This window comes from Geomonas propionica (assembly GCF_016458235.1).
In the GTDB taxonomy this organism is placed as follows: Bacteria; Desulfobacterota; Desulfuromonadia; order Geobacterales; family Geobacteraceae; genus Geomonas; species Geomonas propionica.
On the sequence record NZ_JAEMHK010000010.1, the window covers coordinates 100,402 to 122,184 of the forward strand.

Annotated in this window: 20 protein-coding genes; 7 read left to right on the forward strand and 13 right to left on the reverse strand. The window is 62.0% G+C overall.

Annotated features, from left to right (window positions below):
* Nucleotides 1–36 precede the first annotated feature (36 nt).
* From gpmI to proB, 6 genes are all read right to left on the reverse strand, one after another.
* Nucleotides 37–1,572 (reverse strand): 2,3-bisphosphoglycerate-independent phosphoglycerate mutase, encoded by a 1,536-nt coding sequence (gene gpmI / locus JFN90_RS13905; protein ID WP_199395723.1) that lies wholly within the window; start codon nt 1,570–1,572, stop codon nt 37–39.
* 82 nt (nt 1,573–1,654) lie between these two features.
* Nucleotides 1,655–2,119, reverse strand: coding sequence for a 23S rRNA (pseudouridine(1915)-N(3))-methyltransferase RlmH (locus tag JFN90_RS13910; RefSeq protein ID WP_199395724.1), 465 nt, complete (start codon nt 2,117–2,119; stop codon nt 1,655–1,657).
* Nucleotides 2,116–2,502, reverse strand: a complete 387-nt coding sequence (rsfS, locus tag JFN90_RS13915) for a ribosome silencing factor (protein WP_199395725.1) — start codon at nt 2,500–2,502, stop codon at nt 2,116–2,118. The genes JFN90_RS13910 and rsfS overlap by 4 nt, the downstream gene beginning before the upstream one ends.
* Nucleotides 2,492–3,142 (reverse strand): nicotinate-nucleotide adenylyltransferase, encoded by a 651-nt coding sequence (nadD, locus tag JFN90_RS13920; RefSeq protein ID WP_199395726.1) that lies wholly within the window; start codon nt 3,140–3,142, stop codon nt 2,492–2,494. Before nadD ends, rsfS begins: the two co-directional genes overlap by 11 nt.
* 129 nt (nt 3,143–3,271) lie before the next feature.
* Nucleotides 3,272–4,567 carry a glutamate-5-semialdehyde dehydrogenase gene (locus tag JFN90_RS13925; protein WP_328755722.1) on the reverse strand — a complete coding sequence of 432 codons (1,296 nt, stop codon included), beginning with the start codon at nt 4,565–4,567 and terminating at the stop codon, nt 3,272–3,274.
* Between the two features lie 111 nt (nt 4,568–4,678).
* A complete protein-coding gene (gene proB / locus JFN90_RS13930; RefSeq protein WP_199395728.1) occupies nt 4,679–5,800 on the reverse strand; it encodes a glutamate 5-kinase in 1,122 nt (373 codons plus the stop codon).
* Nucleotides 5,801–5,946: 146 nt separating this feature from the next.
* Between proB and JFN90_RS13935 the strand changes: the two genes are divergently transcribed.
* Nucleotides 5,947–6,432, forward strand: coding sequence for a DUF2062 domain-containing protein (locus tag JFN90_RS13935; protein WP_199395729.1), 486 nt, complete (start codon nt 5,947–5,949; stop codon nt 6,430–6,432).
* A 66-nt stretch (nt 6,433–6,498) separates the two neighbouring features.
* Here JFN90_RS13935 and JFN90_RS13940 read toward each other — a convergent pair whose 3' ends face one another.
* Together JFN90_RS13940 and JFN90_RS13945 are read right to left on the reverse strand one after the other, a co-directional pair.
* Complete coding sequence (locus JFN90_RS13940) at nt 6,499–7,500, reverse strand: inorganic phosphate transporter (protein ID WP_199395730.1); 1,002 nt, start codon at nt 7,498–7,500, stop codon at nt 6,499–6,501.
* Nucleotides 7,493–8,110: a DUF47 domain-containing protein gene (locus tag JFN90_RS13945; RefSeq protein ID WP_199390205.1), complete on the reverse strand. Its 618-nt coding sequence runs from the start codon at nt 8,108–8,110 to the stop codon at nt 7,493–7,495. The genes JFN90_RS13940 and JFN90_RS13945 overlap by 8 nt, the downstream gene beginning before the upstream one ends.
* A gap of 226 nt (nt 8,111–8,336) precedes the next feature.
* On the opposite strand from JFN90_RS13945, the gene radC reads away from it, so the two are divergent.
* Complete coding sequence (gene radC, locus JFN90_RS13950) at nt 8,337–9,038, forward strand: RadC family protein (RefSeq protein ID WP_199395731.1); 702 nt, start codon at nt 8,337–8,339, stop codon at nt 9,036–9,038.
* A gap of 61 nt (nt 9,039–9,099) precedes the next feature.
* On the forward strand, nt 9,100–9,573 hold the full coding sequence (locus tag JFN90_RS13955; protein ID WP_199395732.1) for a hypothetical protein: 474 nt from the start codon (nt 9,100–9,102) through the stop codon (nt 9,571–9,573).
* Nucleotides 9,574–10,047: 474 nt separating this feature from the next.
* Here the strand turns inward: JFN90_RS13955 and JFN90_RS13960 are convergent, their stop codons facing one another.
* The 3 genes from JFN90_RS13960 to JFN90_RS13970 all read right to left on the reverse strand — a co-directional run bounded on the left by JFN90_RS13960 (nt 10,048) and on the right by JFN90_RS13970 (nt 16,000).
* Complete coding sequence (locus JFN90_RS13960; protein WP_199395733.1) at nt 10,048–10,722, reverse strand: DUF1318 domain-containing protein; 675 nt, start codon at nt 10,720–10,722, stop codon at nt 10,048–10,050.
* A 65-nt stretch (nt 10,723–10,787) separates the two neighbouring features.
* Nucleotides 10,788–14,339 (reverse strand): AsmA family protein, encoded by a 3,552-nt coding sequence (locus JFN90_RS13965; protein WP_199395734.1) that lies wholly within the window; start codon nt 14,337–14,339, stop codon nt 10,788–10,790.
* 215 nt (nt 14,340–14,554) lie between these two features.
* Nucleotides 14,555–16,000, reverse strand: coding sequence for a glyceraldehyde-3-phosphate dehydrogenase (locus tag JFN90_RS13970; protein ID WP_199395735.1), 1,446 nt, complete (start codon nt 15,998–16,000; stop codon nt 14,555–14,557).
* A gap of 439 nt (nt 16,001–16,439) precedes the next feature.
* Here JFN90_RS13970 and JFN90_RS13975 point away from each other — a divergent pair, with 439 nt between their 5' ends.
* Nucleotides 16,440–16,769 (forward strand): DMT family protein, encoded by a 330-nt coding sequence (locus JFN90_RS13975; RefSeq protein WP_199395736.1) that lies wholly within the window; start codon nt 16,440–16,442, stop codon nt 16,767–16,769.
* A 14-nt stretch (nt 16,770–16,783) separates the two neighbouring features.
* Nucleotides 16,784–17,260: a DUF2127 domain-containing protein gene (locus tag JFN90_RS13980; RefSeq protein ID WP_199395737.1), complete on the forward strand. Its 477-nt coding sequence runs from the start codon at nt 16,784–16,786 to the stop codon at nt 17,258–17,260.
* Here the strand turns inward: JFN90_RS13980 and JFN90_RS13985 are convergent.
* Nucleotides 17,257–18,027 (reverse strand): sugar phosphate isomerase/epimerase family protein, encoded by a 771-nt coding sequence (locus tag JFN90_RS13985; protein WP_199395738.1) that lies wholly within the window; start codon nt 18,025–18,027, stop codon nt 17,257–17,259. The genes JFN90_RS13980 and JFN90_RS13985 overlap by 4 nt on opposite strands.
* Complete coding sequence (locus JFN90_RS13990; RefSeq protein WP_199395739.1) at nt 18,020–19,072, reverse strand: potassium channel family protein; 1,053 nt, start codon at nt 19,070–19,072, stop codon at nt 18,020–18,022. Before JFN90_RS13990 ends, JFN90_RS13985 begins: the two co-directional genes overlap by 8 nt.
* A 145-nt stretch (nt 19,073–19,217) precedes the next feature.
* Between JFN90_RS13990 and JFN90_RS13995 the strand changes: the two genes are divergently transcribed.
* A complete protein-coding gene (locus tag JFN90_RS13995; protein ID WP_199395740.1) occupies nt 19,218–19,910 on the forward strand; it encodes a GntR family transcriptional regulator in 693 nt (230 codons plus the stop codon).
* A gap of 469 nt (nt 19,911–20,379) precedes the next feature.
* Nucleotides 20,380–21,753 carry an L-seryl-tRNA(Sec) selenium transferase gene (gene selA, locus JFN90_RS14000; RefSeq protein WP_199395824.1) on the forward strand — a complete coding sequence of 458 codons (1,374 nt, stop codon included), beginning with the start codon at nt 20,380–20,382 and terminating at the stop codon, nt 21,751–21,753.
* Nucleotides 21,754–21,783: the final 30 nt, after the last annotated feature.

Here is a 21,783-nt window from a genome sequence, read left to right on the forward strand (position 1 = left end):
AGTCTGACGGGTCTGACAGGTCAGACGGATCACAAGCTATGCCAGCAAACTCTTCCCGGTCATCTCCGGCGGTTGCGGCAGGCCGAGCAGATCCAGCATGGTGGGGGCGAGGTCGGCGAGGACCCCGGTCCTAAGCTTCACGCCCTTCCTGCTGTCATCCACCAGCACCACCGGCGCCATGTCGCAGGTGTGCGCGGTGTGCGGCCCGCCCTGGTCGTCCTGCATCATCTCGGCGTTGCCGTGGTCGGCGGTGATGATGGTGATGCCCCCCTTGGCGCGCACCTTGTCCACCAGTTTGCCCACACACTCGTCAACCGCCTCCACCGCCTTGACCGCTGCGGAGAAGATGCCGGTGTGACCGACCATGTCGGCGTTGGCGAAGTTAAGGATGATGACGTCGTACTTGTCCTGGTCGAGCCGCTGCATCAGCTCCTCGGTTACCAGGTACGCGCTCATCTCCGGCTTCTGGTCGTAGGTGGCGACTTCCTTGGGTGACGGGACCAGGGCGCGGTCTTCGCCGGGGAAGGCCTCTTCCCGGCCGCCGTTGAAGAAGAAGGTGACGTGCGCGTACTTCTCGGTCTCCGCGATCCTTAACTGGGTCAGCCCTGCGTTACTGATCACTTCCGGGAATATGTTGACCAGGTCCTCCGGTCCAAAGGCGATGGGAAGGCCGAAGGTTTCGTCGTAAGAAGTCATGCAGAGGTACGAGGCAAGCTTGGGCCAGGATTCCCTCTGGAAGCCGTTGAACTGCGGATCGATGAAGGCGCGGGTGATCTCGCGGGCGCGGTCGGAGCGGAAGTTGAAGAAGATGAAGCCGTCGCCGTCGGAAATCCTGCCCACGGGCTCGCCTCCCGCCATGATCACGCTGGGAAGCACGAACTCGTCGGTCACCCCGTCGGCGTAGCTCTGCTTGATGGCGGCTTCCGCGCTGGCGTAGGGATTCCCTTCGCCAAGCACCATGGCGCGGTAGGCCTTCTCCACGCGGTCCCAGCGGTTGTCACGGTCCATGGCGTAGTAGCGCCCGATCACCGTGGCGACCTTGCCGAAGCCCATCCGGGCAATCTCCGCTTCCAGGCGCTGAAGGTAGTCACCTCCGCTCTGCGGCGGCGTGTCGCGGCCGTCCATCAGGCAGTGCACAAAGACCTGCGAGACGCCCTGCCGCTTTGCCATGTCGATCAGCGCGTACAGATGGGTATCGTGGGAATGCACGCCGCCGTCGGAGAGAAGGCCGGCCAGGTGCAGCCTGCCGCTTCCCGCCTTCGCCTTGGCCATACAGTCGAGCAGCGCCGGGTTGGTGAAGAAATCACCATCGTCGATCGACTTGCTGATCCGGGTCAGGTCCTGGTAGACCACGCGACCGGCGCCTATGTTGGTGTGCCCGACCTCCGAATTGCCCATCTGGCCGGAAGGGAGGCCGACCGCAAGACCGGAGCCGTCGATCTGGCCGGAGGGGTATTCGGCAGTAAGCCGGTTCATGTTCGGGGTCTTCGCCTGGGCGACGGCGTTGGCTTCCTGTTCGGGGTTGATCCCCCAACCGTCAAGGATCATCAAGAGCAGAGGCTTTTTCGGCATGGCATTTCTCCCTCATTAGATATATTAGATCCAATTAAAAAAGGTGAAGCAGAACGTCTTCACCTTTAAAACAGTCATTTACCTACTCATGATGATACGGCTCACCGTTAATGATGGTGAAGCCGCGATAGATCTGCTCCAGCAGGAAGACCCGCACCATCTGGTGGGTGAGCGTCATGCGGGAGAGCGAAATGGTCTTGAAAGCCTGAGCCCGGAAACTGTCGGTGAAGCCGTAGGCCCCGCCGATGGCGAAGACCAGGTCCTGGGTTCCCTGGTCGCGGTTTTTGGATAGGAAGGAGCCGAGTTCGGGGGAACTCATCTGCTCCCCCCTCTCGTCCAGGAGCACCAGCTTTCCCCCCTTCGGGATCAGCTTCGCCAGGCGCTCACATTCGCGCTCCCGCATGGTGGCGGCTTGCGCCCCTTTCTCCTCGCGGGCCTCCAGGATCTCCAGCGGTGCGTACCGCCTGACCCTCCCCGCGTACTCCTCGATGCCGGTGCGGACCCAACTCTCCTGGGTCTTACCGACCCAAAGGAGCTTCAGCCTCATTTCTCTTTATGCTCCCAGAGGTATTCCTCGGGGATCTCGATCTGCGGCGCCCTGCCCCAGAGTTCGTCCAGGTTGTAGATCTTGCGTACTTCTTCCTGGAACAGGTGCACGATTATGTCGCCGAAGTCGACCACGATCCAGCGCCCCTCGTCGTACCCTTCGGAGTCGATCGGCTTGTCGATCGGCTTGAGCCCCTGCTTGACCGAGTCGGCCATGGCCTGCACCTGGCGGTCGGAACGCCCGGTGGCGAGCACCAGGTAATCCGCGATACTGGAAAGCTTCTTGATTTCGAGCACCTTGACGTCGAGCGCCTTCTTGTCAAGGGCGAAAGCTGCACATTTCACGGCGCGTTCCACGGCCGGCATCATTTCCTTATCTTGCATCAACGTATAACCCTTGTTCCTTTATGTAATGCTCGACCGCCTCGGGAATGAGGTACCGGATCGAGCGGCCGGCTTTAACCAGCTGCCGGATATGGCTGGATGAGATATCGAGCAGCACCCCGTCCAGCGCGTAGACACAATGGCCCGAACTGTGGTTCAGGCGTTTAGCCGCCGAATCATAACAGAACTCCCCACTTATGGCAACAGGGAGGGCCTGGGTGAGACTGGCGATGGTGGAACCGGGACGTTGCACGCTGACGATATTGCACAAGGCGAAGATGGCCTGGTACTGGTGCCAGGTCGAGATGTCGTTGAAGGAGTCGGCGCCCACGATGAAGAAAAGCTCGTCCTCCGGCCTTTCGGCGTGCAACTGGCGCAGGGTGTCCACCGAATAGGAGCGCCCGCCGCGCACCGCCTCCATGTCTGAGACCTCGAAGCAGGGATTGCCGGCGACCGCGCGACGCACCATCTCCAGACGGCTGGCGAAGGAGAGTTCCCCCACCTGCGGCTTGTGCGGCGGCGTGGCTGCCGGGATGAAGACGACCCGGTCCAGTTGGAACAGGTCGCGCGCCTCCTCGGCGATGCGCAGGTGCGCGTTATGGATGGGGTTGAAGGTTCCCCCCAGTATCCCCGTTTTCATTGTTGTCCCGGCTTCGGTTATGGACGAAGACCAAATTTTCTAACGCAAAGACGCGAAGACGCAGAGACGGCAGAAGCAGAACCGAGAAGAATTTGGTTCCTTTGCGCCTCTGCGGCTTTGCGTTAAATGTTAAGGCCGCACCTGACCCGAGCCGTACACGATGAACTTGGTCGTGGTCAGGTCGGTGAGTCCCATGGGGCCAAAGGAGTGCAGCTTGGTGGTGGAAATGCCGATCTCGGCGCCTAGGCCCAGTTGGTTCCCGTCTGAGAAGCGGGTCGACGCGTTCACCATGACCACGCCGGAGTTCACCTCGCGGATGAAGCGCTGCGCGTTGCCGTAGTCGCCGGTGATGATCGACTCGGTGTGCAGCGAGCAGTATTGGTTGATGTGGTCGATGGCGGCATCCAGCCCGTCCACCACGCGGGCCGCCAGGATCAGCTCCAGGTACTCGGCATACCAGTCCTCCTCGGTGGCCGGCGCGGCCTTGGGAGCGAAGCGGCAAAAGGTCTCGTCGCCGCGCAGTTCCACCTTCTGGGCGTCGAGCGCCTGGTAGATGAAGGGGACGAAGCTCTCGGCGATGTCCTTGTGGATCAGCAGCGTTTCCAGCGCGTTGCAGACGCCGGGGCGCTGCACCTTGGCGTTGACGATGATGTCGCGCGCCATGTCGAAGTCGGCGGAGGCGTCCACGAAGATGTGGCAGACGCCCTTGTAGTGCTTGATGACCGGGATCTTGGAGTTCTCCACCACGAAGCGGATCAGGCTCTCGCCCCCCCTCGGGATGATCACGTCGATGAACTCTTCCTGCTTGAGCATCTCGGTGACCCCTTCGCGCTCGGTGAACGGGATCAGGGAAAGCGCCGCGGCCGGGATGTTGCGCTTGGCCAACTCACCCTTCAGCACGGTGGCGATGGCCAGGTTGGAGTGGATCGCCTCGGAACCGCCACGCAGCACCACCGCGTTGCCGCTCTTCAGACAAAGCGCGGCGGCGTCGGAGGTGACGTTGGGTCGGGATTCGTAGATGATGCCGATGACGCCCAGCGGAATGCGCATCTTGCCGACCATGAGGTCGTTGGGGCGCTTCCACATGCCGGTCACCTCGCCCACCGGGTCGGGGAGTGCCGCGACCTCGCGGATCGCGTCGGCCATCCCGGTGATGCGCGCCTCGTTCAGCATGAGGCGGTCCAGCATGGCAGAGGAGAGCCCGCGCTCCTTGCCGGCCGCGAGGTCCTTCTTGTTTTCCGCGATGATTTCCTCGGCGTTATTCACCAGCCCCTGCGCCATGTCCAGGAGCAGTTCGTTCTTCACGGCGGAAGAGAGTTTCGCCATGGCGAAGGAGGCCTGCCTGGCCTCGGCGGCAATGCTGCGGATCTGTTCGGCTACTGACATAGGTACCTCCGTAAGAACCTTAAGGCCTTTAACAGGGATAAAGGGGATAAAAGGGATAAAGGATAAAAGCGGCAAAGGACTTGGGAACGGGTCGTTTATCTTTTAGGGGTTATCCCTTGCATCCCTTTTATCCCTGTTAGACGTCTTGGTTTACAACAGAACGAGATTATCGCGATGAATGACGTCATCGCCGTAGCGGAAGCCGAGGATCTGTTCGATCTCGTTACTCTTGTGGCGGCTGATCTTCTCGATCTCCTGACTGGAGTAATCGACTATGCCGCGCGCGAATTCCACCCCGTCCGGATCCACGATCCTCACGCAGGCGCCGCGGTCGAAGCGCCCTTCCACCTTCGCTATCCCCGACGGGAGCAGGCTCTTGCCGTGGGTGGCGAGCGCCCCCCGGGCGCCGGCATCCACCACGATGCTCCCGGCCGGCTTGATGGTGAAGGCGATCCAGTGCTTGCGCCGGTTCAGCGACTCGCCGGCCGGCAGGAACAGGGTCCCGAGCAGCTCTCCGTTCATGACCCGGGCCAGGTTGCCGTCACCCTTGCCGGCGAAAATAATGGCGGCGACGCCCGACTTCACCACTTTCTTGGCGGCGGCGAGCTTGGTCGCCATCCCCCCAGTGCCGACGTTGGTGCCGCTCCCCCCGGCGCCGCGCTCCATCTCGCGGGTCACCGCGCCCACTTGGTGGATCAAGGTGGCGTTGGGGTCCGTGCGCGGGTCGGCGGTGTAGAGGCCGTCGATGTCGGTCATGATCAAAAGGAGCTGCGCCTCGACCAGGTTGGTGACCAGGGCGGAAAGGTTGTCGTTGTCCCCGAACTTCAGCTCGTCGACCACGACCGTGTCGTTCTCGTTGATGACCGGGACGATGTCGCAGGAAAGCAGCGTGTCGAGCGTGCCGCGCGCGTTCTGGAACCGGCGCCGGTTGGCGAGGTCGTCGCGGGTCAGCAGGATCTGGGCGACCTTGAGGTCGTAGGCGGAAAAGGCCTCCTCGTAAGCGCGCATCAGGCGCGATTGGCCGATCGCCGCCGCCGCCTGCTTTTGGGGCAGGGTCCGCGGCCGGTCCGGCAGGCCGAGCACCGGGCGCCCCGCAGCGACGGCCCCGGAGGAAACCACCACCACCTCGATCCCCTGCGCGCGCAGCCCCGCGATCTGCGACGCGAGCCCGTCCAGGAACGCCGGGTCGATGCCGTTGTCCTCGCAGGTCAAGACGCCGGAGCCGATCTTCACCACGATCCTTTTTACCTTCTTGAGCAGTTCCTTACGCATGCCGCATTCCGCCGATAATGTTTAGTAAAGGCAAGGATACTAACACGTTTCCCCACCTGTGGCAATTTTCTTAAAAAGCTGCAGGAGTCAAACTCATTGACAAAGGCTGGTGCGGACTTTAGACTGGGCCCACTTCGAGGTGACTGTTGCTGAACAAAGAGCACTGGAAAAAACGGATCTACGGCATCCTATCGCTAGACAGCCATCCCGGGCACATCGCCGCCGGATTCGCGGTCGGCGTCTTCATCAGCTTCACCCCGTTCTTCGGTCTTCACACCCCGCTTGCCATCGCAGCCGCTTTTCTCCTGAGACTCAACAAGCTCACCTGCATCACCGGGGCCTGGGTCAACACTCCCATCACCGTGGTCCCCATCCTGGGGGTCAGCTACAAGTTGGGCGCCTTCCTGCGCGGCCGGCCCATCAAGGACCTCCCGATCGCGGCCGGGCTTGAATGGCACAATCTGGAGCGCTACGCCAAGTCCCTGATCCTCGGCTCCTCGATCCTCGGCTTTCTAGCCGCCGTCATTGCCTACTTCCTCTGCTACTACCTCGTCATCCGCTTCCGCGCCAAGGACGCCGCCCAAGCGGAACTCGCCAAGGAAATGTCCGAGGTGGGCGAAGAGCTGGAGTAGCCTCCAAAAAAAATCGGGAGCAGTCCGCAGACCGCCCCCGACCTATTCCCGATGTCTCCCCCCCCGTTACTTACCCAGGAATGGCGACAACACCATGTAACTCACAAAACCGACGAATCCCGAAGCGGGGATGGTGATCACCCATGCCGTCACGATGCGGTAGGCGACGCCCCAGTTCACCGCCGAGATCCTCTTGGTCAGGCCGACGCCGAGGATGGACGAGGTGATCACGTGGGTGGTACTGGTGGGAAGGCCCATGGCCGAAGCGCCCAGGATGACCCCCGCCGAAGCGGTCTCCACGCAGAAGCCGTGCACCGGCTGCAGTTTCACGAAGTCGTGACCGACCGTCTTGATGATCCTCCACCCACCCGCTGCGGTGCCAAGCCCCATGGCGATGGCGCAGGACAGCTTGACCCAGTTAGGCACCTCGAAGGTGGCGAGAGAGCCGTAACTGACCAGGGCCATGGTGATGACCCCCATCGACTTCTGGGCGTCGGCTGTACCGTGGGAGAAGGCCATGACCGCGGCAGAGAGGATCTGCAGCTTGCGGAACGACTTGTTCAGGTTGTAGGGGGCCCTGTTCCTGAAGGCCCACATCATGCCGACCATGAACATGAAGCCGAAGAAGGCACCGATGATCGGAGAAACGACCAGGACGGTGATGATCTTCTTGAGGCCGGCCCAGTGCAGCGCTCCGCTGCCGGCGTGGGCCACCACCGACCCCACCAGGCCGCCGATGATGGCGTGCGAAGAGGAGGAAGGAAGGCCGTAGTACCAGGTGACCAGGTTCCAGATGATGGCGCCCAGAATGCCGGCGAGCACTACCATCTGCGTGATGTTGTTGGCGTCGACGATGCCCTTGCCGATGGTCGCCGCGACCTTGGTGGAGATCATCGCACCAAGGAAGTTCAGGCCGGCAGCCATGAAAATCGCGGTCCTGACGGTGAGCGCGCGGGTCGAGACGCAGGTCGCGATGGCATTTGCGGTATCGTGGAAGCCGTTGATGTAGTCGAACAGCAGGGCCGCACCGATGACGGCCACCAGCAGGACCAGTGTGACCTCAGGCATTTTTAACCACCACGCTTTCCAGGATGTTCGCGGCATCCTCGCACTTATCGGTTGCGGTCTCCAGGGTCTCGTAGATCTCTTTCCATTTGATCAGCTGGATCGGGTCCTTCTCCTCGGCGAAGAGACGGCTGATCGCCTCGCGGCAGACGCGGTCCGCCTCGTTCTCCAGGGCGTTCACCTCGATGCAGTAGGCGCTGATCGGCTCGAGCTTGCCCCCCAGGACGGCGACGGTCTTGTCGATGGTCTGGCAGGATTTCAGGATCAGGAAGGCGAGTTCCTTGGATTCCGGCGTCGGCTTCTGCACGTTGTACATGACGAAGCGCTGCGCGGAGGCGTCGATCAGGTCAAGGATATCGTCCAGCGCCGCGGAGAGGGCGTAGATGTCCTCGCGGTCGAAGGGGGTAATGAAGCTCTTGTTCAGCTTCTTGATGATATCGTGGGTGATAGTGTCGCCCTTGTGCTCAACGTCCTTTATCTTGCGCTGGCTGGCCACAGGGTCGTCAAAGTTGTCCAGCATGTCCTTCAGGAGCTGGGCCCCTTCGATAATGTTGTGGGACATTTCCCTGAACATGGCGAAAAACTTTTCATCTTTTGGCATCAACCCAAACATTTAGTCCCTCCAAAGTCCCGGCCGCGGGCCGGTATCTAGTTGCAAACTGTGGAGATATAACATATCCCCGACAAATATAAAACAATGAAATAAGTAATTCACCCAAACTAATTAGGGGGATGCCGTTTACCCCCACCTCACGATTTTCGTCTGGCGAAGACGCGCCCCCTGGGTATTATTAAGTTTTAATTTTTTTACCATCTCATTCCATCCCCAGGAGCGATTCATGAGCGGCGGTATCAAGTGCTGGCCCCAAGCGGAACGTCCCCGTGAGAAGCTGATGCAACGAGGCCCCTCTGCGCTTTCCGAGGCGGAGCTGTTGGCCCTCATCCTCCGCAGTGGCGATGCCGCCAGCAGCCGGAGCGCTCTCGACCTGGGCCGCGAGCTGATGCTCCAGTTCAAGTCCCTGCGGGGACTGGCCGACGCCTCCTGGCGCGAGATACAAGAGGTGAAGGGAATCGGGCCGGCCAAGGCGACCTGCATCCTGGCCGCGCTGGATCTGTCCCGGCGCATCCGGGAAAAGGAGCGGCGCCCCATCGAATCCTTCGATCGCTTCACCTCCGCCGCACAGGTCTTCGAACACTTGAACCACGAATACAGGGACCGGCACACGGAGCAGTTCGTGGCGCTACTTCTGGACGGCAAGAACCGAATCATCAGCCGCGCCCTCATTTCGGAGGGGTCCCTGAACCAAAGCATCGTGCATCCACGCGAGGTATTCAACGCGGCGGTGCGCCAGTCCGCGGCGGCCATGATCCTGTTGCACAACCACCCCAGCGGCGACCCCGCGCCCAGCCCGGAGGACCTGGCGGTCACGCGCCGACTCTGCGACGCCGGTCAGATCATGGGAATCAGGGTGCTGGACCACATCATCATCGGCGAGAACGAGTTCTACAGTTTTGCCGATCACGGCCAGCTTAACAATTAACCTCTACAGCCCGGCCGGCTCCGCTGGCAAGGGCACCGCCACGGCGGAACAGGAGAACCAGATGCGCAAAACGGTCGTCAAAAGCCAGATCCACCAGTACCACGACAGCACTGACGAATGGCTGGACCTCGACAACATCGCGAAAGTGGAGATATCGTCGGAAGACCCGGCGCAGCCCATCGAGGCGGCCCTGCAGCCGATCGGATCCTTGGGATGGCGGGCGGCGGAACCGGGTCCCCAGATGATCCGACTGCTGTTCGACGCTCCGCAAAAGGTGAAGCGGATCTACCTGCTGATCAACGAAGAGGAAGTGGCCCGGACCCAGGAGTTCGTGCTGCGCTACGCGCAGCACCATGGGCGCAGCTTCCGCGAAATCGTGCGCCAGCAGTTTACCTTCTCCCCTCCCGGCACCACCACCGAACAAGAGGAGTACCAGGTGGACCTGGATGGATTGACCACTCTCGAGCTCGAGATCATGCCGGACGTTTCCGGGTCGGCAGCGAAGGCGTCGCTGGAGCGACTGCTCCTGGCTTGACCCGAATAAAAAAATGCGCCGAGAGGAAAAGGAGGATCCATCATCGGCGCAAAAATTGGGTTTTCTGGCAAGCGGTATCTGCTGTGCCGCTTTGTCTTCCTTACTACAAGAGCAGTGCCAAACTCATTAGCAACGCGAAAAAACTTTAAGTCGCTGTTTTTACGCGTTTTTCATCGTACTCTCCGAAAGCCGCTTTCGTCCCGGCAATTCAGCGACTGAACACCCCGCCACCTCCGCGCCGGGCCAGGAAGGAAAAAGCACAACGGAATCACAGAGTTTCACTTTTTGAGCACGAGTTCAAACTTTGCACAGTGTGTCAAGATCTTGCTATCGCTGTGTCATCAGCCCAATGTGGCTTTCCCCTCACCCCAGCCCTCCCCCATCGGGAGAGGAGTTCTACCTATATGCAGCGAGCTAACGAAAAGGCCGCGGGCAACAAGCCCCGCGGCCTCTCATTTCAGCTAACTTTTGGGGTTACTTCTGCACCCACCGGTCGTTCTGCAGTTGCACCCACCACCCCGACTGGGCCGCTTCCCGCTTTGTTTCGGCGTAGGTGGCCGCCGCTTTACCCATGACCTGGTTCAGCGCCTCCTTGCTCTCCTTTTGCTTCTGCAGCTTCAGGATGGCCTTGGCCATGCTCATTACCACCGTCTTGCGGCTCTGGTTTTCCGCAGCCACCAGTGCCTCATCCTGGGGGGCGAGCTTTCCCTTGGCGGAAGGGGGCACCACCACCAGCGCCTGCTTCGACAGCCCGACCGCGCCACTGGAGAAGAGCGCGTTGAGCCTGGGGAGCCGCTTGCTCATGTCGTCGTAGGCCTTCAGGACCTCCGGCATGCTGGACAGTTCGACGGCCAGTGCGTCCGCGTCGGCGTCGGTATCCGCGGCATAGGCCCCCGTCACCAGGGAAAACTGCGGCAGGGCGTCAAAAAGCCGACTCTGCGGTCTATCCTGGGGCGCAGCAGGCGGCAGGCCCGGGGGAGTCGCCGGATTGGCCGGTTTCTCGCCACTCTTCAGGAGCATGTCGTCCAGCGACTTGTACGCCTCTTTGGCGGCCTTCTCGGGGAAGTAGACGTTGACCGTGATCACCGCGCAGGCGGCAAGGGAGAAACAGGCAAAGGCCAGCAGCAACTTGATCAATTTTGTTTTCATGGGATACCCCCGTCGTTCATTGGTCGGTTCAAGATTCGGCACTTCACGAATATAACACAGCAGGATCACTCTTCCCACTTGAACTCCGGCACCGGTTCCTGTTTGGCCGGTGCGTTCCCTGCGGGCGGTTCGCCCGTCGCGGGTTTGCCACGTACCGCAGCCTCCTTGATCGACTCCAGCAGGTGCTCCAGGGCGATCCGGTTCTGCGTCGGTGCGATGTTCACGTTCAGGTCCTTGACGCCGAAGAAGTTGGTGTTGACGATCTTGAGCGTGTTGAAGGTCAGGTCCCCATCCTGCAGGGTCGCCTTGATCTCCGCCTCGTCGTAGTCCCGGTCCCGGCTCAGGAAGAAGCCGCTCAGCTTCTGCTTGGCCAGGCGCTGCAGGAACTCCTTGCTGACCAGCATCTTCTCCTTTTTCCCTTCCCGGGCCCAGAGGTCGACGAAACCGGTCGCCCCCGCAACGCCCCCTCCCACGCCCTTGAAGCTGATCACGCCGTCCACCCGGCCCGAGATGTACCCCTGCACGCTGGGGATTCTGCGGCAGAGCTGCTTCAGGCTGAGGCCGTTCACCAACAAGTCGGCGCGGTAGGTCGTCTTTTCCCTGACCGCGAGGTAGCCCGTTCCAAGGACATCGCCGTCGTAGAGGGTGGTGCGCAGAGGGGCGATCTCCATGAGCCCCTGTGAGGCGCGCAGTTGCAGGGTGAGTTTCCCCAACTCCAGGGTGCCGAAGACCGTTTTTCCCACCGTCAACTGCTCACCGGCCGCCGGCAGCCCCCGCAACTGGCCCAGCAGGCGCGGGTAGTTTGCCCTGCTGAATTCCCTACTTTCTTTGGGCAGCGTCACGCTCTTGCCGGAGAGGTCAAGGGAAACGGGGATCCTGCCGTTGATGTCGGCCACGGTGAACTTCTGGGGTGCCGACTCGATGCGCCCCCCCTGCACCTTGATGCTCCCTTGCAGCAGTTGCCGTCCCTCCCGAAATTCAAGGTTCCCGCTCGCGGAGATCGCACCTTTCAGCGTCGCCTCCTGGATGGCGGGCGGCAACAGGTTGACTGTGGCGTCGGCCAGGACATCGGCCGGGGTTTCAGGAAGGGAAAAACTGATGGTCCCGCGACGCTTGGGGGAGAAGGCGGCCGCCACCTGCCCCCGTGCCCTCAGCGCCACCCCTTTACCCGGCGAGAACAGCCCCTCCCCGACAGAGAGAGCCCCTGCCGAATAACTCCCGGACAAGAACAGGGAAGCACCCGAGAGCACGTTCTTGCCGTTTTTCGACAGGGCCAAGCCGCGCCCCTTGGTATCGACGCGGCAGTCGAGCCCTCTTTTCCCGGAGTAGCTACCGGAGCAGCGCAGGTCCAGACGCCCAGCCGTGGGGCGGATGGTTGCGGTTTTCGGCAGGAAGGACGCCGCCTGTGCCGCGCTTCCGTCCTGCAGCGACGCCTTAAAGGCGACGCCGGAATCGTGAGCGAAGGGCCGAAAAGTGGCCTCAGCCGCCAGCTTGCCCCCCAGCAAGGAGCCGGTGAGTTCGGCGCGGCCGCCTGCCTTTGCGAAGCTGGCTTTAAGCACGGCTCCCCCTACCGGGTTGCTGTTCATAGTGACGGCACGGGAGGCAAGGGTCGCGGTCCCCTCCAACCATTTTTCCGTGCCTGCAGTGAGCATGCTCCCTTGGAGTTGACCAGAGAGCCCGGAGAACTCCAGATCGCCCTGGCGCCAGGAAGCTCCCTCCAGTTCCAGGAGGAGCGGAGTGTGCCCTGCCGGGGTTCCCGGAGGCGGCAACCGGCCGTCGATGCGGGTGGCGACCAGCCGACCCGTTCCCAGCTGAGCCTGCACCCCTTCCAGGGTGACCTTGTCATCCTCCACCCGGTAGCCGAAGCGGGCATCGCCGTACTGTGAGCCGATCGTCAATCCCGCCAGCCGTGCCGAGCCCGAAGCCTGGCGGTGCCTTCCCTGCTGCCGTAGCTCGATACTGGCAGCCCCATCCTTGACCGCAACCGGCTCCTGGCCCCGCGTTCCTTTGAAATCGGCCAGGCTGATTTGGCCCGAGAGTTTCAGATCATGCGCGCTCTTTCCGGTCAGCGCCACCGTCCCCGACGCGCTGCCGGCGCTGGCCTGCAGGTCGTAGCGTTTCAGAAGCGGGTTCAGCGAGGGGAGTTTCGCCTGCGCGAGCCGCAGGGTGGCCGACAGCGGCTCCGGGCGTTGCAGATCATAGGAGAGATCTCCGGCGACCGGGACCCCGAGGGCCCGGGCGCTGAAGCCGCTGCTTTGGGCCCGCACCGGCTTCAATCGGGGGGAGAAGGTGATATCGAAGGGGAGACTGAGCGCGTCGACAACCGCCCCGCCCGTCCCTTGGGGGGCAGCGATAGCACCGGCCGCGGCGACACCTTGGCCCTTACGCGACAGCGCCGCCTTTCCGGAGAGCCCCGTCGCCAGCAAATCCCCCTTCCTGGAGAGCGAGCCATCCTGGAGCAGCAGGATGCCGGCTGCGCTTTCCACGCCGCCTGCGCCGGTCCCCTCCAATCGCAGCGACTCGCAGCGCAGCTTCCCGGCGAGGAGCAGGCCGCTGCGGGCCTCCTCGGTCAGCAGCACGTTCAACAGGGCAAGGTCGACCTGGTCCACCCCGAACAGCAGGGCGTAGCGGCGCTCCGTTCTCACCCCGCTCAGGCTCCCCTCGGCATGCAGTTGCGCCACGTTCTCAATGGCGAGCGTCGCTTCGTTCAGGTCCGCCCGGTCCTCGGAGAGTGTGTAAGTGCCGTTGAACTTCAGCGTGCCCGCGACCGGGTAACTCCCCCGTGCCGCCGGCAGCATGATGTCCCTGAACCGGAACGAGCCGGAACTGCGGAGTTCTCCCTTGGCCAGCACCCCGTTCACCGTCAGCGAGCCCGACGCCTTCTCAAGCGGCTGCGGGTTCTTCAGCTTCAGCAGGTCGGCCATCCTCCGCAGGGAAAGGATCGGCGCGCTCAGGGTGAGGTCGACGGCAGCCTGCTCGCCCGGTCGGGCTGTCCCCTGCAACTGGTAGCGGTTGTGCCCGGGATCCTCGAAAATGAGCTCCACCTGCGCGTTGCGCGAGCCCCCGCTGGCGAGGTTGTAAAGCTTGAGGTCAAGGCCGCTCACACCCTCCCCCTGCACGGTGAACGCTCCTTTTCGCACCAGGAGTTTGCCGATAACCGTCTCGGGAGCTGGCTTGACCGGCTTCGCGGCCAGCCTGCGCTGCAGCTCGCTGAAGTTCCAGGCGCCGGTGCCGTTTTTCAAAAGGTTGATGCTGCCGCCGTCGACGGCGATGAGGTCGTAGCGACGCTCTCCCCGTAAAAGACCGAGCCACTGGGGCTTGACCGCCACCGTCTCCGCCGCGACCAGGTCGGGACCCGTAAAGCCATTGGGATTGTGCAGCCTGACCCCGCCCAGCACCAGGGTTCGCCCGGAAAGCGAGACGCGCTGCACGGTGAATTGCTGCTTAAGGGTGGAGGTAACCAGGCGGGAGATTTGTCGGGCGGGAAGCGGCGTAGCGAGGTAGATCTCCAGGAGAATGAAGGCGAGCAGGCAGACTCCGACCAGGCCGGCTGCAACAAACGCCAGTATCCTGACCGGTCCTTCCGGGATTAAGTATCTGTCGCCGACCGCTCTCATGTGCCCCCTTTCTTTGCAGCGTGAACTTTACCCTGCTTCCCCGCCGTGGGCAAGGGAACCGCTCCCCACCCCCGCCACCGAAGCCCCCCTCCCAACCTCCCCCCTCCGGGGGAAGGAGAGGTACTTGGCCTTGTCGGCAAAACCCGCAAAACGTGAAAAGGGGCACCCTCTCGGATGCCCCTTCTCCTGTCTATCTCATTATTGCCTGCGCGAAACTAGGCCGGCAGAGCGGGAAGTTCCAGGCCCGCCATTTTCTGGACCATGCGCACCACCTGGCAGCTGTAGCCAAACTCGTTGTCGTACCAGACGTAGAGCACGCAGCGGTTCCCCTGCACGATGGTGGCCAGGGAATCGACCACGCCGGCATGGCGCGAACCGACGAAGTCGCTGGAGACGACGTCCGGGGAGTTGGTGTAGTCGATCTGGTTCTGCAGCGGCGAGTCGAGCGAGATGGCGCGCAGGTAGCTGTTCAGCGTCGCCACGTCGGTCTCGGCACCGAGCTGCAGGTTCAGGATGGCCAGCGAGACGTTCGGTGTGGGAACGCGAATGGCGTTGCCGGTCAGCTTGCCGGCCAGCTCCGGAAGCACCTTGGCGACTGCCTTGGCGGCACCGGTTTCGGTGATGACCATGTTCAACGGGGCGCTCCGCCCGCGGCGATCGGCCTTGTGGTAGTTGTCGATCAGGTTCTGGTCGTTGGTGTAGGAGTGGCAGGTCTCGACGTGGCCGCTCACGATGCCGAACTTGTCGCTGACCGCCTTCAGCACCGGAACGATGGCGTTGGTGGTGCAGCTCGCCGCGGAGAAGATGGTTTCTTCCGCAACGATCAGTTCGTTGTTGATGCCGGATACCACGTTGGGGATGTCACCCTTGCCCGGAGCGGTAAGGAGCACCTGGGAAACGCCGGGCGACTTCAGGTGACGGCCAAGCCCTTCACGGTCGCGCCACTTGCCGGTGTTGTCGATGACGATGGCGTTGTTGATGCCGTATTGGGTGTAGTCTACGTTTTCCGGGGCATCGGAGTAGATAATGCGAATCATGTTGCCGTTGGCGATGATCGCGTTCTCCTCCTCGTCGATGGTTATGATGCCGTTGAAGGGACCGTGCACGGAGTCGCGGCGCAAGAGGCTCGCCCTCTTGACCAGGTCGTCCGGGCCGCCTTTGCGAACCACGGCGGCACGCAAACGGAGCTTCTCGCCGCTGCCGGACTTCTCGACCAGGATGCGCGCGAGCAGGCGGCCGATGCGGCCGAAACCGTAGAGCACGATGTCCTGCGGTTCGTCGAGCAGCGACGTGCGGCCGGTGTTGACCGAAGCGAGTTCGCTGGCGACGAAGTCGTCGATGGAAACCTTGTCACGGACCGCCTCGAAGCGGACCGCGAGCTTGCCGAGGTCGATGCGCGCCGGCGCCAGGTCCAGCTTGGCGAGGGCTTCCAGAATCGGGAACGTCTCCTGGACGGTCAGTTCGCCGTCGAGGATCAGGCGAGCGAAACGATGCGCCTTGAGGATCTCGATGGTAGGGCTGTTTACCAGGGAGCGGCCGTACACCGTGGTGACGATGTTGTTGTCGCGGTAAAGATGGCCGATGATCGCGAGCATGCGCTCCGCAAGTTCCTCATGGCCCTGCCATTCCTTCAAATAAGCTTCCTGTTTCTCAATCTTCATAGTTCCGTCCCTTCGCAGAAAATAACACCGGACACTTTGAGGCGCCTCCGGCGCAAAACCCAGAGCACAACGGCCGACGCACCACTGTCAACTGCACACCAAGGCATCGCCTAAGTAGACCGGATCTTTCGCGGTTGACAGAACGACAGCAGCAAGAATAGCCAAAACGCGCGCATACTACAGTATTTTTGTGATGTAAACAATTGAAACTTCAGGAGGATAAATAACTAATGTTTTTGTTAATTACTACTGGCCAATAATACTTAAACACATGCCGTACCTGCATTTTATGCTACGGCAACCTTTGCACCGGACGCAGTTATCGTGTTATCCTTGCCAGTCGCCGCTACCGTTGCCGCTACGCCACCCGTCCCGGCCGTGGCCCGCGGCGGGCACGGGACCCCCGCGTAACGGGGCAAAATCTTTATACGGAACTGCCATGAGAACCATCGTACTGTTGATCCTTTCCAACGTCTTCATGACCTTCGCCTGGTATGCCCACCTAAAGGACCTGCGCAGCGCTCCGCTCTACGTCGCCATCCTGGCCAGCTGGGGCATCGCCCTCTTCGAGTACATGCTCCAGGTGCCGGCGAACCGCGTCGGCTTCGGAACTTTTAACCTGGGACAATTAAAGATCATTCAAGAAGTGATCACCCTTTCGGTCTTCGTCCCCTTCGCTGTCTATTACATGGGCCAGCCGCTCAAACTGGATTACCTCTGGGCCGGCCTCTGCATGGCCGGGGCGGTTTTCTTCATCTTTCGCGGGTAACGGGGGCGCTGCGGATGGCGACAAGAGGAAAGGCAAGGCGGGGCGGTTTGCACGTGGTGGCGCTCTTCGAGGCGCTGAAGGGGGCCGTGGTCCTTCTGGCCGGCTGCGGCGTGCTGGCGCTGGTGCACAAGGACCTGCACAACATAGCGGTGCGACTGGTGCAGGTGCTGCACATGAACCCGGCCCGGCGCTACCCCAGCATCTTCATCGACGCAGCCAACCGCGTCACTGATGTGCAGCTCTGGATGCTGGCGCTTTCCGCGCTGGCCTACGCGACGGTGCGCCTGGTGGAGGCATACGGGCTGTGGCAGGGAAGAAAGTGGGCGGAGTGGTTCGGCTTTCTCTCCGGGGCGATCTACCTCCCGGTAGAGCTATTCGAAATCTGGCGCAAGCCGGACTGGGCCCGCATCGTGGTCTTCCTGGTCAACCTCGGGGTGGTACTCTACCTCGGTTTATATCTTAAGCGCTCCGGACGATCCCGCCGCGGCTAACCGAGGTACGGGGCCAAGACCTGCAGCGAGCTCTCCAGGTGCGGCCTGCTGTGCGATTCGATGGTGTAGGCGGCGTCCGGCGCGTAGCGCTCCATCAGCTTGAAGAACAGCGCGAAGTCGATGGCGCCTGCTCCCGGGGGCGCATGGTCGTCCTTGGTCCCGCTGTTGTCGTGGATATGCACCTCCCGGATCCACGCCCCCAGCGCCTCGAACCACTCCTCCATCCCCACCTGCTTGAACAGATTCCAGTGTCCCACGTCGAAGCAGTGCCCGAAGGAAGGATCCTGAACCGCCTCGAAGAGCGCCTTCAGGGTCGACGGTTCCTCCTCGAAAATGTTCTCCACCGCGACCACCGTGCCGATATCTTTGGTGCACAGCAACACCTCACGCCAGGCGGCAACGCTCAGCTCAAGCCACTGCCCCTGCGCCTCCCCGTAGCGCCAGCGGTCGAAACCGGGGTGGAACACCATGACCTCCGGGCGCAGGATCGCGGCAGCGTCCAGTACTTGGCCGAAGCGGTGCATGGTCGCGTCGCGCAGCATCCGCTCCAGCGAGCCGGGGTTCAGGTCCATGAAGGGCGCGTGGATGGTACAGGAAAGTCCCTCCCCCGCGAGTGCCCGCGCGGTCTCAGCGAGCTGCGCCGGGGTGGCGGCGTCGAGCGCGTCGGCGGAAAGGTAGATCTCGGGGCTCAGCTTGCGCTCCAGGACGAAGGGGAGGTGCTCCTTGATCTGGCTGTAAGGGACGTGAACGAAAACTCTTTTACTCATCTTTTTTCCTGTGCTTTTTGATCAATTCCTCAGCGCAGCTGTCGCAGCGGACCAGCTGGTCCAGCTTCTGGATCGCAGCCGGTTCCCCGAGTACGATCAGCGTGTCGTGCGCCTCAATCTTGGTGTGGGACTCGGGGTTGAAGACCATCTTGCCGGTCTGCTTCTTGACCCCGACGATGATGACGCCGGTCTCCTTGCGGAATCCCGAACTGGCCAGCGTCTCGCCGATGAAGCCGGTGCGCGACGGGATCAGGATCTCCTCCATCTGCAATTCCATGTGCTCCCGGCCGGTGGCGATCTCGATGAAGTCCACCACGGTGGGACGCAGGATCGCCTGCGCCATCCTGGAGCCGCCGATCAGGTACGGAGACACCACCTTGTTGGCGCCGGCCCGCTTCAGCTTGATCTCGCTCCCCTCTTCGCCGGCGCGTGCCAGGATGAAAAGGTCGGGGTTGAGCCCCCGCGCCGTCAGCGTGATGTAGACGTTCTCGGTGTCCGAGGTGACCACCGAGATGAGCCCCTTGGCCTTCTTGATGCCGGCCCTCAAGAGCACATCGTCGATGGTGGCGTCCCCGGGCAGGAACAGGTAGCCGTGACCGTCCTGCTCCATCTGGGCGATCATCTCGATGTCCTTCTCCACCACCACGAAAGGAAGCGGTTTGGCCGAGAACTCCTTGCAGATCAGCGAGCCGATGCGCCCGAAACCACAGATGATGTAGTGCCCGTCCAGGGCGGCAATCGCCTTTTCCACCTTTTTCCTCCCGATGATGCGCTGGAACTGCCCCTCGAACATGATCTGGGCCAGGCTGCCGACGATGTAACCGATAACGCCGACCCCAAAGAAGATCAGCATCATGGTGAAGACCTTGCCGATGTGGCTCAGGTCGTGTACTTCGCGAAAGCCCACGGTGCCCAGGGTGATCACCGTCATGTACAGGGCGTCGAGCAGGCTCCACCCCTCCAGCGTCATGTAGCCGCAGGTCCCCACGGTGAGCAGTAGCAGCAGCACACAGATTGATATCTTGAAATGGCGTACCGGATCCATAGCTAAACTCCCTCAGCGTCGCAACATACAGACCACACTAGGAGATTTCAAGCTTTTTCATGTGCAACCCCACAATTTCCAACAGGGAAGTTCTTGACAATCTTTGGATACTGTATACAATACGGCGATCATTGAAGGGGGCCGCATGAAGAAGAACGTTGAGAAGCACCTTACCCTTAGAGAACGGATACTTGAGACCATCCGCGACGCCATCATGTCGGGAGCCCTCAAGCCGGGAGAAAAGGTAGCTGAGCCCGAACTCGCAGCCCGCTTCGGCATCAGCCGCACCCCCATCCGTGAAGCCTTCCGCCAGTTGGAATCCGAAGGGTACCTTTCCGTCATACCGCGCAAGGGAGCGCTTGTCGCCAGTTTCTCCCCAAAAGACGTCGAAGAGTTCTACGCCATCAAGAGCATCCTTGAAGGTTACGCCGCCCGGAAAGCGTGCAGCCAGCTCAGCACCAGGGAAATCAACAAGCTCGAAGCGATCAATGAGAAGCTGCGCGAGATCGCGGAGGAAGGTGACGTGCGCCACTTCTTCAAGGTGCATAACAGCTTCCACGACCTCTTCATCAAGGGCGCCGGCAACGACAAGCTGCACGACATGATCGCCCAGCTGCTCAAGAAGTTCCAGCGGCTGCGCCTGGCCTCCCTCATGAAGCCGGGCCGGATGCAGCTCTCGGTGGAGGAGCACGAGAAGATCATCGAGGCCTTCCGCAAGCGCGATCCGGTCATGGCCGAGATGCTGGTGCAGAAAAACGCCGAGTACGGCGGCAAGGTCCTCATCGAGGAAGACACCGCGGTCGCGGAAGCCTGGACCGGCAAAGGGCTCGATCTCTAAATACTCAACAAGGCCCCGTCTCCCTCACCAGGGATGCGGGGCCTGTCTTTCCTCGATGTCCGGCGCCCGCGCGTCCACCCGGCATTGTCACGCCGCCTTCATATTTCCGTCCACCCTCCCCCCTTTCTCTTGCTCCTGTCCCGCGCTACCCGCACACCGACCACTTATTCAAGCTCCACCGCAGAAGTGCCGTTGTCCATTGTCAGTGCGGTAAAAGTCCCCCTTTAGCAAAGGGGGATTTAGGGGGAGTTGCTTTTACGACTCCGCCAGGTATCTGTCCCCTTAGCGCTTGGTGAAAGGTGGCTGGGCTGAAAGGAGCGTTCCGCTAGAGGGACAGGCACCTAACGGAGCCAGTCCCTTCTGCCACGCCCCCTCAACCTGTGGTTTTTCTTTGCCTCATGGCTCACTTTGCGCTAAATTAGCGCGTTGCCATTTCATGAAATAGGGAGGCGCCGTGCAGCAGTTGAAAATGATCCCGAAAGTGGACCGGGTACTGGAATGGGAAGCGGTGCGTACGCTTCTGAACGGCCACCCGAGGGAGCTGGTTCTCAAGGCGGTCCGGCTGGTACTCGATCGGCTGCGTAGCGGCGCCCGTGCCGGCGGCCTGAGCGACGCGGCCTTCGCCGAAGCCGCGGTCTGCGCCGAGGTGGCGCGGGAACTGCGGCTGCTGACCCAGCCCAGCCTGAAACGGGTGATCAACGGCTCCGGCATCGTTATTCACACCAACCTCGGGCGCTCCATCCTCCCCGAGGCCGCGCGCGAGGCGCTGAACACCATCGCCTTTTCCTACTCCAACCTGGAATTCAACCTCGACGAGGGGGTGCGCGGCAGCCGCTACAGCCATGTCGAGGAACTGCTGTGCGAGTTGACCGGCGCCGAGGCGGGCATCGTGGTGAACAACAACGCCGCCGCCGTGCTCCTGACGCTAAGCGCGATGGCGGCAGGACGCGAAGCCGTGGTATCGCGCGGAGAACTGGTGGAGATAGGCGGCTCCTTCCGCATCCCCGAGGTGATGAAGCTCTCCGGCGTTACGTTGAAGGAAGTGGGCACCACCAACCGGACCCATCCCAAGGATTATCTCGGTGCGGTCAACGAAAACACCGCCGTATTCCTCAAGGTGCACTGCAGCAACTTCGCCGTGCTCGGCTTCACCAAGGAGGTGACCGCCGAGGAGATGGTCGAACTCGGCAAGCAGGCGGGCGTGCCGGTGCTGGCCGACATGGGGAGCGGCAACCTGATCGACCTTTCCAACCGGCTCCCCTGCCCCGAGCCCACCGTCCAGGATTTCGTCAGGGCCGGCGTCGATGTGATCACCTTCAGCGGCGACAAGCTTCTGGGCGGCCCGCAGGCGGGGATCATCGTGGGCAAGAAGCCGTTCATCGAGGCGATGAAGAAGCACCAGTTGCTGCGTGCGCTCAGGATGGACAAACTCACCCTGGCCAGCCTGGAAGCGACCCTCGCCCTGTACCGCGACGAGATGGTGGCGCTCAAGGAAGTGCCGACGCTGCGCATGTTGACCGCCACCCTCCCCGAACTCACCGCGCGGGCCAGGAAGATCGCGGGCCGGCTCCGTCGCCGCACCCCCGAAGCTGTCAGCTTCAGGCTCAGCGATGGATTCTCCCAGGCGGGGGGCGGGACGCTGCCGCTCTTGAACCTTCCTACTATGCTCATCGAGGTGGCGGTCGAGGGGCTCACCCCCAACGACATCGAGGCAAGGCTGCGCGGCATGGAGATCCCGGTCATCGGGCGCATCAACAAGAACGCCTTCCTGCTCGACCCGCGGACCCTGCAGGACGCCGACCTGGACGACCTGGCCGCCGCCCTGAGCGCTTTGGCTGCATAGCCAGCCTGGCGAACTTTGGTGATATTTAAC